The sequence below is a fragment of the Chloroflexota bacterium genome (genome assembly GCA_016197225.1).
In the GTDB taxonomy this organism is placed as follows: Bacteria; Chloroflexota; Anaerolineae; order Anaerolineales; family VGOW01; genus VGOW01.
Genome location: JACPWC010000027.1, coordinates 1 through 16,019, shown reverse-complemented (window position 1 = coordinate 16,019; position 16,019 = coordinate 1). Strand labels below are relative to the sequence as shown.

Genomic DNA, 16,019 nt, shown 5'->3' with positions numbered 1-16,019 from the left:
TTTCAAAGACCCGTCAAACGACAAACGAGATGTTTGACGTTTGTCGTTTTACTCCAGCGTTTTGCGATACACCACATTCCGCCGGGTTTCGCGGAAGCCGACGTTTTCGTAGAGTCGTCCGGCCTGATATGGATTTTCAGCGTCCACGCCAAGCAGGGCATAATCCATTCCAGCTTCGCGCAAGAGGCGCAGGGTCTGGGTCAGGAGCGCCGTGGCCAGGCCGCGCTTGCGCCAGGGTCGGCGCACGCCCACTTCAGCCACGTGGCCCTCTTTGCGACCCACCCGCTCGATGTAGCCCGGATTAACGAAGTTGAAGTTGAACCCGGCGGCCTGATCGCCATCCCAGGCCAGCAACCACAACTCGGGCCGGAAGTGCGGAGCGTCGAGAAAATCGTGCCGGAACACTTCCAGAGGGAGCGGCTCGTAGCCCCAATGATCCTGGAAGGCTTCCTCAAAGGCGGCGTAAGCCGCCTCTCCATCTCCGGGCCGGAACTGGCGAATGACCAGGCCGTCAGGCACAGGCGCGATCGGCAGTTCAGTCCTCAAATCGCATTGCATGGTGAGAAAGTAGCGAGCTGGAGTCATGCCCCGCGCCTCAAACAACGCTTTAACCGTCGTCTGAGTATCGCGGCAAAACACATTGAGCTTCTTCGGCAAGCCAGGCGGGAAGTCGCGCATGATTTCAAGGGCGCGAGTTTCAGCCGTTTGCATCTGTGGCGCGCCAACACCTTGTCGGCGATTGTCGGGATGGACGACGCCATTACAAAATGCGTAATGCGCCTCGCACTGGCCGGGCAAAGAATCCACGCCGATAAAACCGACCGGATGGCCGTCAGCCCTGGCAATGAAAAAGTCGGTTGACGGATTGATGTGGGGCGCTGTCATCCATTCCTGCAAGTCAATTGCCGACATGCCCCGCTCGACTTTGTCCATCTCATCGGCGGCCCTGAACAATTCGAGTATCGCCGGTTCATCGCCGGGTTGGTAGTTACAGATTTTGGTGATCATAGCAACCTCTCTGCTAACGCTTTACAATAGATCGCATCTTTGTTGATAGCTCGAAAGCCCACACTTTCGCACAGCTTCAGTCATGCCGCGCTCGCGCAAGGCCATCATCTGGAAATTCTTGCTGAGTCAATCAGCCACTTGCGCTTTCAAAGCGTCGTGATCCGGCAGTCGGTCTTCGGCCTCGCGCACGACCGGGATGGCGTAAGGCAGAAGGCTGGCAACCACCAGCAAAGCGCCACTCAGCACAAAGATCAGGCCCATGCCCGCGCCCGGGCCGGTTCCCACCAGCCACCCAAACGAGGCGGCCAGCCCCCCGCCCGCCTGCATAGCCGGCTCGAAAACTTTGTCGGCCAGCGGCCCGGTCATGAGCGTCGCCAGCGGCCCGGCCAACTGACCAATGAGTCGTCGCGTTGAGAACACCCGGCCCTGAACGTCGGGCGCAACCTTGGCCTGCCAGATGGCCTGGTTCGAGGCGTTGAGCATCGGGTTCACAAACTCGGCGAACGAAATGACGACGACCCAAAACCAGAAAGACAGGTTGAAGCCAAGAAAGAACTGGCAGAGGCCAATCACGGCCCAGCCCCAAAGCACGCCGTGCACTTTGCGTTTGGGGCCGCCCCAGGCGCTGATGACGGCGCTGCCAATCGCGCCGCTGACGCCGGCCACCGAGTTGATCACGCCCAGCAGAGTCGAGTTGTTCTGCGTGCGCGCCAGGATCATGGGCGCAAACAGGGTGAAGCCCAGCCCGCCCAAAAAGTTGCCCATCAGAAAAACGGTTTGCAGGCCGAGCAGGCTGGGCCGGGCCAGGATGTAGCGAAAGCCGTAGATCGACTCCTGCCACAGACTGCCCCGCCCCTCTTTTCCAGACTCGGACTCCGCCGGTTGCGGAACATGGACAACCAGCAGGGCGACGATGGCGGTGACAAACGTGATCACGTCAATCAACAGAATCAGGGTGAGGCCGTTGAAGCCGCCGCTCGTTCCCAGGAACCCGATGAGGCCGCCCGCCGCGAGCGGCGCGAGAATCAGCGGCGCGGTTTCAGCCAGTGACATCATGCCGCTGGCGCGAGCGTATTGCTCTTTGGGAAGCATGGTCGAGATGGCCGCCGAGTAGGCCGGCCACTGAAACGACGTGAACGCGCCCACAAAGGCGGCGGCGACCCACAGATGCCACACCTGCAGAAGGCCGCCGACGAACAACAACAGAATCGTCACCGTCGCCAGCCCGGCGGCCAGGTCGCTCAGCATCATCACCAGCTTCCGGTTCCACCTGTCCACTAGCGCCCCGGCGATGGGGCTGAGCAGGACTTCGGGCGCGTAGGCGAAGAAGGCAACCAGCGCCAGGGCGGTGGCCTCGCCCGTCAACTGCCAGGCCCAGATGGTGAGCGCGAAGCGCGTCATGCCGGAGCCGAAGAGCGAGATCACCTGGCCGAGCCAGACAATGAGGAAGGCGGTGAAACCGGAAGGGCGAGAGGGTGTCATGGGCCAAGTTTACGTCAAAGGCTTGCGATATGTCGAGCTTCTCTGGACAGGTCGAAAGCCGCAGGCTTCATAGACCCGCAGAGCGCCGCTCAGGTTTTGGGTGTCCACGCCCAGCGCCGACTCGGTCAGGCCGCGCTCCTTGAACTCGTGAAGCGTCAGGGCAATCAACGCCCGCGCCAGGCCGCGCTTGCGCCACGGGCGGCGCACGCTGATGAACTCGCACAAGCCCCGCCGGCGGTTGAAGGCCGCGTTCTCTTCGTTGTTGATGAAGCCTTTCACCTGCCCGGCTACCTGATTCGTTTCAACGTCCCAGGCGATCTTCCACAGTTCGGGCATGAAGATCACTTTGTCGTTCAGCCAGCGTTGATAATCGTCCTCGGTTGACGGCGCAAAGCCCCAGTGATCGCGAAAGGCTTCTTCGTTGGCATCCCAGATCGCCCGATAGTGTTCCGGCAGAACCGGGCGCACTTCGAGTCCGGCCGGGAGCGGGAAGTCGGGGATGTCGTCCAGAGTCGGCCTGACCATGAGAAAACCGTGCCGGACTGCCTGGTAGCCGTCTTTGATCAACAGCGCCTCAGCGCCGCGTGAGGTCTCGGAGGCAGAGGCCTGAAAGAAGCGCGGGCCGGTGTGAGACAGGGAGGCCGAGACTTCACGGAGGCGAGTCTGCGCCCATTTGAGTAGCGCTGCGCCCACGCCCTTGTGCCGCCATTCATGGCGCAGGAAAGCCAGGTGATTGTAGAGCGTGTTACCGGCTTCGTCTTTGTACCAGTCCACGCGAGCGTAGCCGACAACGTCGCCATTCACTTCGGCCAGCACAACATCGCGGGCCAGGTCGCAGTTGACGAGATGAGCGTAGTTGTTGGCAATGTCTTCGACGGTGATAACGCGCTCCACGCCGTCGGTTGCCTCACTCGCGTTGAGAGCCGCCACCATGCCCGGAAAGTCGCTCTCGCCCCGGAAGCCGCGAAAGGCCAGGCTGGGGATGGCGGGAGCGTTTGGAATTGAAATCAGTTCAGTTGTAATCATGGTTCATCCATATTTCGTATTTCGTATTCCGTACACAAATCAGTTACGCAATACGTGATACGCAATACGCACTATACATCCTTCACGTACATACACAATTTGTTGGCGACTCGAAAGCCAACCGATTCGTACAATCTGACCGCCGCTTGGTTGTCGGCTTCGGCGCAGACAATGGCCGTCTCCATGACATTGGCCTTCATTCTTCGCAACCCTTCCAGCAGGACGGCCTTGCCCAATCCCCTCTTCTGAAAGTCAGGGTGTGTGCCGACCGGCTCGAAGAGGCTGACCTTGTTCACCGGGTCCAGCCAGAAGATGCAAAAAGCGGCAAACCGGCCCTCCGGGGCAACCGCCGCCACGTCCCGTTCCGGGTCGTAGACGGGCGACTGCATGAATCGGCGAAAGCGGGCCACGTACCGATCCCACTGCCACTTGGATTGAAACGCGCCATACTGCGCCGCCGCGCGCGCTTCCACTTCGCGCTCACCCGCCGTCGAGCGAACTACAAAACCGTCGGGCAACGTTGGCCTGGCGACGGGTTCAGCCAGCGAGCGCGTGAAGTAGATCATCTGGCCCAGGTGCGAGTCCGGCCCGGCAAGGCTGAAGCCGCGCTCTTCCAGCAGTTGGCGGCGGGCGGCGTCGGTCTCGAAAACCCACATGACGCGAATCGTTTTGCCGCCTCGTGCCTTCACCTTCTCTGCGATCTGTTCTTCGGCCCAAGCGTGCATCTGCCTGGCCCGTTGCGTGCCGGTCAACGATGGGTGGACGAAGAGGTCGAAGAAACCATCATTCGGCGTGAACAAGGCCCAGCCGAGCGTTTGGCCGTCATCATCCTCCCACAAGGCGATCTGTTCCCAGAGCGGCTCTTCGGGATCATGATAGAACAGCCACCAACTCAAGTCGCCGGTGTGAACGTAGTAAGTGCCGTTGTCCGCCTTGCGGCCTTCGATCAGGATGGACAGCATCCTGTCCAGGTCTGACGAGTCCTGATAAGGTCGCGGCTCAATTCTCATCACTTCTTCCTCTTGAAGAACTTCGTTATCTCAGGCGGAAACTTTCGCTGTGGCGCATTGTCCACTTCCCGAAACTTTGGCAAACTCGGATCGCTGGCACAGGCTAGTTCGTACTGGCGCTTGTTCACTCGTTCGCCTCGCACGTAATATCGCGGGTAGCCGCGACGCGGGCGGCCTTGCGCATTCCACCGCCGCTCAATTCCATGAGGTTCGCCACTCTGGAAATGAAACTCTTCCAATAGCCCGCCATCACAGCCGAGCCACCACTCAAAGCCGTGACGAAACCCGGCTTTCATATAACGAACTTCGAACAGGCTCAACTCTCCGTCGCAGTCACCCCACCACAGACCGATGCCCGTGCCGCGCTTCATTTCGTAGGAGCCGATCAGCTTTCCGTCATCCGACCATTGCCGGGCAAGGCCATGAGCCAGGCCATTCACGAAAGGCTCAGATGAAAACAGAACGCCCGGCCTGTCCCAGCGATAAACTGTGCCGTGGCAGACGCCGTCTTTCAGCGGGGTTTCACGTGACGGTTCGCCCGTCTTGTGAAACAAGCGGATGCCGACCACCTTCCCGCGCAAAACATACTCCGCTCGCAGTTTGGCCCCGCTTGCGTCAAGCTCCACCACTCGCTCACGCGCCGACTTCGGAATAGACGACCGACACATTCAATTCTCCAATTCTCTAATCCTCGACACCACTTATCCGTTCCGATGCAACTTCCCTGTCCGTTTCGCATATCGTTCAGCCCAGTGAAAGATTCGGAGACCCATCGGAATGGCGATTGCCCCCATGATCAGCAAGGGCCAGATGTACGGCCACAGGCTGAGGGTCGGGGCGCCGTCCAACAGTGTCGCCCGAGCGCCATCAATCACATAAGTCGCAGGCGAGAAGCGTGAGAAGACTTGCAGCCAACCCGGTAAAACTTCAACCGGATAGTACACGCCGGAGACCAGCAGAAGCACGGCGATGATCAAGTGCGTCATTTGCGAGCCGCGCTCCGGGAAGAGTAGTGGCAGAACCGAGCCGACGATGCTGATGCCGATGAACGAGAGACTGCCGGCGATGAGGAGCAAAAAGAAGCCCCACAGGTTGGCGTTGCTCAAACTGATGTCAAAGAGCAACATGGTTGCCAACAGCACCACGCCGGTGTGTACCAAGCTGTAGACGATGGAGAACGCCGTCTGGCCCAGCATGTGAAAGAAGCGGGAGATAGGGGCCATGAGGGTGTATTCGATGGTGCCCTCCCACCGCTCCAGGCCGACGAGGTCAGTCACCCAGTAGAAGATCACCGACAGGTAGCGCCAGACGATGGTGCCGACGGCGAGATACAGCACGAAATACTTGCCGTCTATCCCGCCGCCGCCAAGTCGTTCAAACCCCAGGCCGATGTAACTAACGGCCAGACTGTTGGCAACGGTGTAGACCAGCCACACCAGTTCCCAGGCCCAGTATCGTTTGACGATGTTGTAGTTGCGTTCGATGAAGGCGTAGGACGCCTTGAGTTCACTAATTGCTGTAGACATCTCGGGTGAAGCCTTTCCGGATCAGGATGCTGATCATCACCGCGTTGTTTTCGAGCGTGATGTACCAGTCCTCTTCCGTCATATTGTCCGGGTTGCTCGCCACTGAGGCGAGGTTATTTTGCAGTAGTTGGCGCTCGGCTTCGGACATTTCGGCCAGCGCATGAATCTTGATCTGCATGGTGAGTCTCCTCTTTAGCAAGGGCGAAGCAGTCGGAGGGCAGTCTCGCTGTTCTCCAGAGGTTTACCCGACTGCTTCGCCTCTACAAATGCGGCATCGCGTTTTCCCATTCCTCTTTCAGAGCGCCCATCACCACCTCATCCCAGCGTTCGCCGTCGCGGTAAAGCAGTTGCCGCATCCGGCCCTCCACCACAAAGCCCACTTTCTCATAGGCGCGAATGGCGCGGGTGTTGTAAGCAAACACCGACAGCGATACGCGGTGCAGGTTGAGTTCGGTGAAGGCGTAATGCAGAGCGATACGCAAAGCATCAGCGCCGTAGCCCTTGCCCCAGTAGTCGCGCTCGCCGATGCCAATGCCCAGCCAGGCGTCGCCGTGCGTCCAGTTCTCGGCCCACAGGCCCACAAAGCCAATGAGCTTGTCTTCGGCCAGTGTTCGAATGACGAACGGGAAGCCAAAAGGCTTCGGCTCCTCATCAAGTTCTTCGCGGATTGACTGGATGGTAAGAGGCCGGGCAACGGCGGAGTCCAGCAAACGCGCAAACTCGCTGTCCTGAAACCAGCCGGCGATTAGCTCGGTGTCTGCATCCGGGTTGCTGGCGGTTAAGCGCACCAACTCGCCCCGCAAAAGCGATGAATGTTGTTGATCACTCATTTCTCTCTTTTCCCTTCTTTTCCCATGCCTCTTTCAACAGCCCCAGCCTCAAGTCATCCCAGCGCCGGCCCAGGCGATGAATCGCTTGTCGTCGGCGCACTTCCACCGCAAACCCATGCCGCTCCAAAAAGCGCAGGCCGCGCGAATCGTATTCGTACACATTCGTCGTCAGCCGGAACAGGTTGAGTTCGTGGAAGGCGTAGCGCAACAACAGCCGCAGGGCCTGCGAGCCACAGCCCTGCCCCCGGTCAGCCGGGTCGCCAATGGCAACGCGCATCCAGGCGTGGCCGTGATTCCATTCGACGCTGTCCAATTGCGCGAAGCCGATCAAGCAGTTGTCGCTCCGCAGTCGAACGGCAAAGTCGAAACGGTTGGGGCGCTCTTTGGCCTCGCCCGCCAACTTCTCGCGGTTCTTCTTCACCTGCGCCGCCGAGAGCGGGCGGGCCGGCTTGGGGCCGGCGAAGTGCCAAAACTCCGGGTCGCGCGTCCAGCGCGACTCGATCTCGGAATCTTTATCGGGTTGAAAGGCGGTCAGGCGAACTTTCTCGCCTTCGAAAAGTTGTCGTGAAAGGCCGTCCATTTACTTCTCCTCCTCCGTCACCAACTGCTTGCCCGTCAACTCCAGGAACACTTCCTCAAGAGTCGGCGGGTGGCCGTTGGCCGAAATGAGCGTCTTCAAGTTGTCGGGCGTGTCCAGGGCTACAATCTTGCCGCCGTCAATGATGGCGATGCGGTCGCACAGGGCCTCGGCCTCGACCATGTCGTGCGTGGTGAGCAAGATCGTTGTGTTCTGCGTCGCTCGCAATTCGCGGACAAAGGTTTGCACTTCGCGCTTCGAGCGCGGGTCGAGGCCGGTTGTCGGCTCGTCGAGCAGAAGCAGGCTGGGGTTGCTCAGCAGAGATCGGGCAATCGCCACTTTCTGTTGCATGCCCCGGCTCATCTCTTCCATCGGCTGAAAGATAGACTTTTGCTCCAGCCCCAACCGGGTGAGGATCTCCACCGCCCGTTTTTTGGTTTCAGAGGCGGCCACCCCGTAGAGTCGCGCCCCGTAGATCAGGTTTTCCATCGGCGACAGCTTCTTGAAGAAACTGGCTTCCACCGAAACGCGGTTGATCATGGTCTACACCAGGCGCGAGTCTTCGGCTACATCGTGGCCGAAGACGGTGATACGGCCTCCGTCGGGAATCAGCAGGGTGGCGATGAGGCGGATGAGGGTGGACTTGCCGCTGCCGTTCGGCCCCAGCACGCCAAAGATTTCGCCGCGCTGAATCGTCAGCGAGACATGGTCAACCGCCACCTTGGCCCCGACCGGGATTCCGCCGTTTGGCGCAAACCAGCGGCCACTCTTGCCGCCGAATGTTTTCAATGCGTTTTCAACTTGAATGGCTACAGTGTTTTCGTTCATGTTTCCTCCATAAGAATAAGTTCCGCCCAGACCCTAAGGGTCTCCAAGACCCTTAGGGTCTGATCGAAACAAAAAGGCCGCGAGCAAAATGCTCACGGCCCTTTCCCAGAAAACAGGCAAAAAAAGACCGTGAGCGTCGTTTCTACGCCCACGGCCATTTGAGTCAGGTGTTAGTTGGTGCTTCCTACTCCAGGCAACAGGCGCAATACGACAAGGCAGACCCAGTGATACCGCTGGGGATGCGAAGCCGGATGGTGATGGTGTTGTTCACTGTCATTGCGCCGTTCCTTTCTTTGGTAGGATGGGCAGAGTTTACCACAGGGTTTGGAAGGGTGTCAAGAAAATGGCGAAACATTAATCAACTTGATGGAGGACGCCCAGTTGTGCGGCCAGGTCGTAATAACGTCGCGCTTCGGCCTGATTGCCGAGAAGTTCGTGGGCCTGTCCCATATTCAAGTAGAGCGACGGATAGAAGCTTTGCACCCGGTCGTCGCCAACCGCATCCGCCCGGCTTAACGCTTCCTGGTTCCAGCGCAGCACGTCCTCAGGCTTCTCCTGACATCGCGCCACGTAATGCGCGGCCACGCAGGCGTCGTAGTCGTCTTTGGATGCCTCCCAGGCTTGCCTGTAAAGCGCGCAGGCCTCGTCGCGCCGGCCTTCAAATTCAGCTTGCGTGCCTTCGGCGCAGAGTTTTATCACCGGGTTGGTGAGATCCATGAGTATCAGTTCCCAGATTGTTTATGACGCTGTGGAATGTCAGCCCGCCTGCGTTTGGCTGTCGGTGTCCGGGAACTCGGCGGCGTCAAGAATGTCATCCAGATACAAGGCTCAGTTCGCATAAATCACCTGCGCGCTGGCAAGAACGGAGTCGCGGATGCGCCGCTTGAGGCCGTCTTTCAGCACAAAATCCACTGGACGGGCAAAGATGTCTTCCAACTCACGTTGGAGGCGGCTCAAAGTGAACATGGTGACCCGCGCTTCTGGGTCAAACTCCACCAGCACATCCACGTCGCTGTCCGGGCCGAAGTCGTCGCGCAGGACTGAGCCAAACAACGCCAGCCAGCGAATCTGATTCCGGCGACAGAATTCAGTCAATTGCTCGCGGGGGATGGCAATGTGAGGCTGACGTTTTTTCTGGGTCATCTCAACTCTTTCTCAACGCTCATCGCAATTATACGGCTGTGGAGAGGGGCAGATGTTGCTCAAACGCGGTTTTGAAGCGGCGGCGGGGTAACAATGCGCTCCGGCTACCCGGTTGGGCGGCGTCTACTTACTTTGATCTGACCAGCCTAACAAGAACGACCCATCCGGTCTCCGAGCAGGACGATGATATAAATCAGAACGCCAATGATTACAGCGTATATTTCCTTGAACCAAAGAAGAATGTAGGCTGCAATAAAGACACCGATCACCACATTCACAATAAACCGGGCATTTAGCTTCGCCAGCAGACTCATCTGGAGCTTTTCATTGTCTACGATTACCAGTTTGCCTTCTGCAAGTAGCTTTCCATTCGACAGTGTGCGAACCGAACCATTGGCAAGCTTTTGTTCGAGCACACGCGCTGTGATGACATAGTAGGTTTCATATGTGAATCCCCGCTTCATTAGGAGAAGCCACATGATGCAAAGCACTATGCCGGCAAGCGACAATATCGCGTCCCAATTCTCAGGGAGTTGTCGAGTTGCAGTTGTAAGTGCGAGCAACAGGATACTATTCGCGACCAGAATAACGTTGAAACGCGCCCAGACACCATCGCCTTCATGTGATGCCATGTCGATTGCACTTTGATAAGCGGTCCGAATATCATCTTGTTCTGACATGGCTGTTCCTTTGCATCAGTCACTTGTTGACCATATGCGCGACGTTACGAATACCGATAGCCGGCCCAATAGCCAGCCTTAGGCACGGTACAGGTGATACTCAAGCACGATTCTGAAGTAGCGGCGGGCGCAACAATGTGCCCGACTACCCGGTTGGGTGCGTTTGTGCTTTTACTCCGCTGGCTCTGCATACTCATCTAGCACGCTATCTGATAGGTGCGACAAGTGCTTTTCTTTTGCTATCTCAACCACGCTATCGTAAGCCAGATATGTGCAACTATCCGACAACGGCCCTCTTTCCAACAAGGAAAAAACTGGTCGCCGTAACTCTTGGAATACTTTCTCGCGTCGAGCGTCCGGCGCGACGATGTGCAACTTTATATCCATGTTGGGCTGTAGTGCAAGCAGGTCAGCCATCCGGAGAATGCCAGAGTAAATCGAAGTGGTATGTTCAACCTCAAACGCGCGAACTATCGAGCGCCCCCTGAGCCAAAGAATATCAATCTGCTCAATGGTCTTCAGAGTTGTCTCGTCGTAGTTGAGCGGCAAGGTCTCCAACACGGGCGGATGGTCGGTGTTCCATTCAGTCAGGACTGCCGCCTTGTCATTCCTCGGTATCCAGATTTTCATTCCCATCTGTGCGCCGATACGGGCAAGCAAAGCCTGCATCTTGATCGACTCGCGCACTTCAGTATGAGCGGAGTGAGTGTTGTCGTCGGCTTCGGTGCTGTTGTCCTGTGGGACCGATACTGAGACTACTTTGTCCGTCCGCCTCACTTTGTGCGTTACAAGCTTTTCATACTCTTGCTCATCAATCTCGAAAGCTTCTGTGCCAGTGGCCTGTGCGAGGATGAATTGCTCAAGAAATTGTCCATCTCTTTCATCGAGTTGATTTAGGCTGGCTCGCAACTTGCCAGTCCAGTATGACGAATTGATGTCATAGCCTTGTGTAAATGAAAGCCTACTCCATACCCGATCATCGCGTATAGGAATGGCTTTCTCTTTCGGCAACCATGCCAGTGGCTTTACTTGGAAACGAATTATGAATGGGTCATCGGCAGGATAGAAAAGCGGCATGCTATCTGTGAAGTATTCGCTGGCGACTTCGAGAATGCCAATCCAGCGAGAGAGTTTGGTCATGTAGCAGACTAACTTATCCCCAATTTGTATTCGGCTGGCGGCGTTTACTTGCCGAGTTCGAAAACCTGAAATGCTTCTATCCGAGCGGGTGAAGGCTTCGTAAGTTTCGGGTGAGAAAAGGTCAAGGTAGTAAGCCACTGTTGCTCCTAATGCTAAGCTGACACAAAGTTATGCCATCGAAGTATAGTCCACATCCATCATCGCGCAATCCTCTTGCCACCCCACCCAAACAAAAAGGCCGCCGGTCTCAGCCAGCGGCCTTATAGGCCCGGTCAATTTTCACCACCCGGCCTAACGGGCATCCTCCGGGTGTTTCACTTCCCACGGGGGAACCCAATCGCCTTCGACTCTAAGCTCGACGCCAGCATCATCTTCAATGAGCTTGCAAACCGTCATTTCGCCCGCATCTTCACCATATCGCTCTGCCGCTTCACGGAAACGAGCGTAGGTGGCCTGCGTCAGTTCCGAGCGTGTGCCCATCTTCTGCACCAGTTCATCAATTAAGCTCAGGTCTTTCAAACACAGGGCCAGCCGAAACGAGGGATCATAGTGGCCGGCGAAAATTGACGGGACATCGTGTTGCATGACAAAACTGTCGGCCGCGCCGCCTTTCATCGCCGCCCACCACACGTCCGGCTCAAGGCCCGCCTTTTTGGCCGTGACCATCGCTTCGCCGATTGCGGCGGCATGTATTTTCCAAAGCTGGTTGTTCACCAGCTTGGCAACGTAGCCGTTGCCGTATTGGCCAACGCGACGGATTTCGCCCATAGCTTCCAATATCGGGCGGACGTTGGCCACAGCCGCCTCCGTCCCGCCCACAAACATGATCATGTCCCCGCGAATGGCCGCGTCCACCGAGCCGGTGACCGGCGCGTCCACCGGCAATCCTCCGGCGTGTTCAAACTCCGCCGCAAGTTCACGCATCAACATCGGACTGCTGGTGGTCAAATCAATCCAGATTTTGCGGCGGCAGTCGCCCGAAAGGAGGCCGTGCTCGCCGCGCACAACCTGCTCGATTTGTTTTGGGCCGAAGACCATTGTTACGACGACCTCAACTTGCTTGAGGGTGTCAGCCGGGGTGTCGGCCCAGGTTGCCCCATGTTCAATCAGCTTTTCTGCGGCGCTCTTTCTGAGATCGTGCACCGTCAACTCAAAACCAGCGCGTTGAATATTGCGGGCCGCGGCGCCGCCCATATTCCCGAGTCCAATAAAACCAACCTTCATAAAGATAACCTCCAAGTCATTGACGCTCAAAAGCCCCGTCTGTAGTCTCTCAGAGAGTGTCTTAAAAGTCGCTCCAAGCCCGCGTCCTCGCGGGCCCCTTCGGGCAACCGCGAGGACGCGGTTGGAGAGCAGTTTTAAGACAGTCTTTCACAGTCTCGTCACTGTCCCACAAGACTCACAACGGATCTCCGTCTGGCCGCGCAGAACCGGCGCGGTGAATTTACTTCCGCACGACGGGCACTCGGTCGGCGCGTTCTTCACCCGGTCAACATCGGCCTGGTCAATCTCCACCGCCCGGTCTTTGGTGTAGTCGCCCGCTTTGGCCCGGCCAATCATGGCCTGCCACGCTTCGGCCTGCGGGCCGAGCAGTTGGAACTTCGCGCTATTCATCGGCGCGCCAGAAGCGAACGACAAGTCGAGATGCTCTTCGTCCTTGTTCGCGCCCTGGGCGTTCAACGGCGTGGCCGAGGCGACCAGACTGGCCGGCGCTTCCAGCGGCACGCTGAACTCGCCCTCGCGTTCCTCAAAGATGAGGCGCTGATCGCTCAGGAACAAGATGCCGCCCATCGGGTCGCTGTTCGGGCGGAGCCAGTTGGCTTGCGAGGCGGCTACCCCGCCCTCGGTTGCCATCAACTGGAATGAGGCCGTAGACAACGCTTGCAACATCCAATCCACCCAGTCGAAATGAGCGCTCAGGGTATCCACCTCCGCCTGAAAATCATCGTACTGGCCGAAGATGGACTGCTCGGCGGCCTCGGCCTGGGCGCTGGCCCCGGCGGCCAGTGACTTGACCTGCATGTAAACTGGGCGGGCCGCCGCCGGATTGGCCGACGCGGCCATCACCTGTGCCATTTGCTGTTGAATGGCCGCCATACCGGCCATCAGCGCCGACGACTGCTGGCGCACATCGTCGTTCACCGTTTGCTTCACCTTGTCCCACTGCCCGGCCAGCGTTTGCACTTGCGACTCAAGCGCCTTCTCGAAAACGTAACCACGAGCGCGCGTGTCGCTCAACTGGCGCGGCAGGCCGCTGACTTTATTCTCCATATCCTCAAGCGCATCCTTGGCAAAGGCCAGCATCGCCCGTGACTGCAGGTCGTTGACCTCGGCTTGCAGTTGCAGAATGTCGGCCTGGGTGACCGGCCCGCTCAGGTCGGCCATCGAGATGCCCGCGCCTGCCGTCGCCCGCTCGCTCTCCAGCCCGCCCGACTTGGCCCGCTCAATCATCGCCTGCCACTCTTTGCTGTCCTGGCCGTCGAGGTGGAAGTGAACCGGCTGCCCGCCAAACTCGACATCAAGATGATCCTCATTGCCCAACAAACCTTTTTTGCTGGCCTTGACTCCGGCGATGTTGGCGAGCGGCGTTTCCATCACCAGTTCATGCACCAGTTCCTTATCGGTGGCAATGAACAGCACCTTCTTCTTCACGATTTCTTCCTTGCGTTCGTACAGCAGGCGCTTGTCGGTGAGATACAGGAAGCCCTGCATGTCTTCGTCCTTGCCTTCTTTGTCCAGCTTGGCTTTCACCACCAGCACCGCCGACTCGCCCTCGGCCAGCTTGAGCTTGGCTCCGGCCACCAGCTTCATCATCTCGGCGGCGCGGCTCAGGCGGCTGTTGAGCGAAGAAGCCTCAGACTCAATGTTGCCGTACAGGCCGCGAATGTTGGACTCGGCGTTATAAATGTTTTGCATCACGGCATCCACCGAAGCCGACACCGACGGCAAAACCGACCGGGCCTGCATGGCGTTGCCAGAGCGAGCCGCCAACTGCGAGAGCGGCCCGTGCAAGCCCGCCGCGCTTTGCGACAGGGCCAACGACTGTTGCTGGATGGATGTTTGCGCCTGCGGCTTCACCGACTGCCACTGGCTCATCAAATCATAAAGCTTCGAGTCCATGTCGCCGCCGTAAACATAGCCCTGCCTGCGCAACGTCTCCAGCGCCGCCGTCAACTCATTGAAGCGCTGATCCAACTGGGTGAGTTCGGTTTGCAAACTCGAAAGCGACGCCCGCGACTGAATCTGCGACACGCTGGATTGAAGGACGCTGACTTCGCTGGCAATTTCAGGCGCAACCATGCCCGCGCCCAGCGTCGGCAAGGCCGCCAGGCCGCCCATGTTCATCGCGCCGGGACGTTGAGGCATCGCGCCGGGGCGCGGCGCGGCGGGCGAAGTCGGCATAGTTCGGATCGCCGCGCCGGCCGGTTTGGCGGGCGGCGGTTGCAAGGGCCGGGGTGCAGGCGGGCGGCTCACGGCGCCGCGCAAGCCGCCGGGTTGAGGCGGCAGGATTCGTTGCCCTGCAGGCGGCATCCCATCCGGCCTCATCTGGCCCGGCCTGGGCGTCGAAGCCGGCGGTTTACTCGGCGGAGCCGAGGGGCGCGGCGCGGAAACCGGTGGTTTAGAAATCGGCGTTGAAGGTTTGGGAGCGGCAGGCCGGGGCGCCGGCGCGGAAGCGGCCGGCTTGATCGGGGGCGGTGTTGGTTTGGGCATTGCCGGTCTTGGCGCGGGCGGCTTGGGGGCCGCCGGTTTGGGCGCAGAAGGTTTTTGCGGCGGTGGAGTCGGCTTCTTGGGTGGGCCGCCGGGTCTTCCTGTAAAGTTGGTGTTAGGCACGGAGCGATCATTGCGTTTGCGGTCGAAGGTCATGGAAGGGTCTCCTTGTATAAGTTGCGCACCTGACAGGTGTCAACAACTGAAAACGCTCGGAACGGCTTAAAGAGTAACACAAACGGGGGTCACGCACAACATGCGTGACCCCCGTTTGGGTATGCAATTTATTGTAGGGCGAATTGGCAATTCGCTCTACTCAGATAGTCTGCGTCAGGATCGCGTGCAACTCACAAAGAGCGGGAAGGCTTCCGGGTTGATGACGTACCAGACGAAGTCGCCTTTGGTGTTTTCGCCTCTCTGCAAGCTCACATCGTACTTGCAGGTGAAGGTCTGCTGGTCGCCGTCGGCATACTTCACCCGCACGTCCAGATCAACTCTGGCATTGGCCGCCGTGTCTTTGGGCGAACTGATCTCGGTGCGATCTTCCAGCACGGCGATCTCGCTCACCAGCCCGCTCAGGTCATCAATCGTTTGCGATGGCTCCTGATAGCGGCCTCGGATGGTGAGCTTGGACTGTTGCGCGGCGACAGTGGCGGCAATGCTGTCGTGGATGTAACGGGTGAACGTTTCTTCCGGGGTGGCCGCCGCCTGGCTGTCGGGAGCGGCATCCACCGTCTCACCCTCGCGCGGGGTCGGGATGGGGTTGCCGCCCTGTGGTAGAACTTCACTGCCCAGGCAGGCGGTGAGTGTTATCAGAGCCACCAGCCCCAGCAGAGCAAACCGTTTGAAGTATCTTGTCACAAACATATTCCCTCCTAGAGAGTGTAAGTGAACGACAACAACACTGGCTTCTTGGATGAAATATACCGAGCACGGGCACAAACTGCGGTTTTAGCGAGAGGCTCGCGCATCATCTGGTATGATTTTACCTATGACCATCCAAGTTGAGTTCACGCCAGAGATTTTGAAAGAATTGTATTATCAACGGTACAATCATCTTG

Annotated in this window: 16 protein-coding genes and 1 pseudogene; all 17 read right to left on the bottom strand. The window is 58.4% G+C overall.

Annotated elements, in window-relative coordinates; genetic code table 11:
* Nucleotides 1-48: 48 nt before the first annotated feature.
* On the bottom strand, nt 49-1,008 hold the full coding sequence (locus HYZ49_05060; protein ID MBI3241644.1) for a GNAT family N-acetyltransferase: 960 nt from the start codon (nt 1,006-1,008) through the stop codon (nt 49-51).
* A gap of 126 nt (nt 1,009-1,134) precedes the next feature.
* A complete protein-coding gene (locus HYZ49_05055; protein ID MBI3241643.1) occupies nt 1,135-2,490 on the bottom strand; it encodes an MFS transporter in 1,356 nt (451 codons plus the stop codon).
* Nucleotides 2,491-2,499: 9 nt separating this feature from the next.
* Entirely contained in the window at nt 2,500-3,516 is a 1,017-nt protein-coding gene (locus HYZ49_05050; protein ID MBI3241642.1) for a GNAT family N-acetyltransferase, read from the bottom strand.
* Nucleotides 3,517-3,587: 71 nt separating this feature from the next.
* On the bottom strand, nt 3,588-4,526 hold the full coding sequence (locus HYZ49_05045; protein MBI3241641.1) for a GNAT family N-acetyltransferase: 939 nt from the start codon (nt 4,524-4,526) through the stop codon (nt 3,588-3,590).
* Nucleotides 4,526-5,194: a hypothetical protein gene (locus tag HYZ49_05040; protein ID MBI3241640.1), complete on the bottom strand. Its 669-nt coding sequence runs from the start codon at nt 5,192-5,194 to the stop codon at nt 4,526-4,528. The genes HYZ49_05045 and HYZ49_05040 overlap by 1 nt, the downstream gene beginning before the upstream one ends.
* 33 nt (nt 5,195-5,227) lie before the next feature.
* Nucleotides 5,228-6,052, bottom strand: coding sequence for an ABC transporter permease (locus tag HYZ49_05035; GenBank protein ID MBI3241639.1), 825 nt, complete (start codon nt 6,050-6,052; stop codon nt 5,228-5,230).
* Nucleotides 6,036-6,230, bottom strand: coding sequence for a hypothetical protein (locus tag HYZ49_05030; protein MBI3241638.1), 195 nt, complete (start codon nt 6,228-6,230; stop codon nt 6,036-6,038). Before HYZ49_05030 ends, HYZ49_05035 begins: the two co-directional genes overlap by 17 nt.
* A gap of 82 nt (nt 6,231-6,312) precedes the next feature.
* Nucleotides 6,313-6,882: a GNAT family N-acetyltransferase gene (locus HYZ49_05025; protein ID MBI3241637.1), complete on the bottom strand. Its 570-nt coding sequence runs from the start codon at nt 6,880-6,882 to the stop codon at nt 6,313-6,315.
* Nucleotides 6,875-7,462 carry a GNAT family N-acetyltransferase gene (locus HYZ49_05020; GenBank protein MBI3241636.1) on the bottom strand — a complete coding sequence of 196 codons (588 nt, stop codon included), beginning with the start codon at nt 7,460-7,462 and terminating at the stop codon, nt 6,875-6,877. The genes HYZ49_05025 and HYZ49_05020 overlap by 8 nt, the downstream gene beginning before the upstream one ends.
* A pseudogene (locus tag HYZ49_05015) lies at nt 7,463-8,287 on the bottom strand (ABC transporter ATP-binding protein).
* 354 nt (nt 8,288-8,641) lie between these two features.
* A complete protein-coding gene (locus tag HYZ49_05010; protein ID MBI3241635.1) occupies nt 8,642-9,004 on the bottom strand; it encodes a hypothetical protein in 363 nt (120 codons plus the stop codon).
* A 111-nt stretch (nt 9,005-9,115) separates the two neighbouring features.
* Nucleotides 9,116-9,430, bottom strand: a complete 315-nt coding sequence (locus HYZ49_05005; protein MBI3241634.1) for a nucleotidyltransferase family protein — start codon at nt 9,428-9,430, stop codon at nt 9,116-9,118.
* Nucleotides 9,431-9,576: 146 nt separating this feature from the next.
* Nucleotides 9,577-10,110, bottom strand: coding sequence for a hypothetical protein (locus tag HYZ49_05000; protein ID MBI3241633.1), 534 nt, complete (start codon nt 10,108-10,110; stop codon nt 9,577-9,579).
* A 171-nt stretch (nt 10,111-10,281) separates the two neighbouring features.
* Nucleotides 10,282-11,388 (bottom strand): hypothetical protein, encoded by a 1,107-nt coding sequence (locus HYZ49_04995; GenBank protein MBI3241632.1) that lies wholly within the window; start codon nt 11,386-11,388, stop codon nt 10,282-10,284.
* A gap of 153 nt (nt 11,389-11,541) precedes the next feature.
* A complete protein-coding gene (locus HYZ49_04990) occupies nt 11,542-12,474 on the bottom strand; it encodes an NAD(P)-dependent oxidoreductase (GenBank protein ID MBI3241631.1) in 933 nt (310 codons plus the stop codon).
* Nucleotides 12,475-12,621: 147 nt separating this feature from the next.
* On the bottom strand, nt 12,622-15,114 hold the full coding sequence (locus HYZ49_04985; protein MBI3241630.1) for a hypothetical protein: 2,493 nt from the start codon (nt 15,112-15,114) through the stop codon (nt 12,622-12,624).
* A 174-nt stretch (nt 15,115-15,288) separates the two neighbouring features.
* A complete protein-coding gene (locus tag HYZ49_04980; GenBank protein MBI3241629.1) occupies nt 15,289-15,825 on the bottom strand; it encodes a hypothetical protein in 537 nt (178 codons plus the stop codon).
* Between the last annotated feature and the right edge of the window lie 194 nt (nt 15,826-16,019).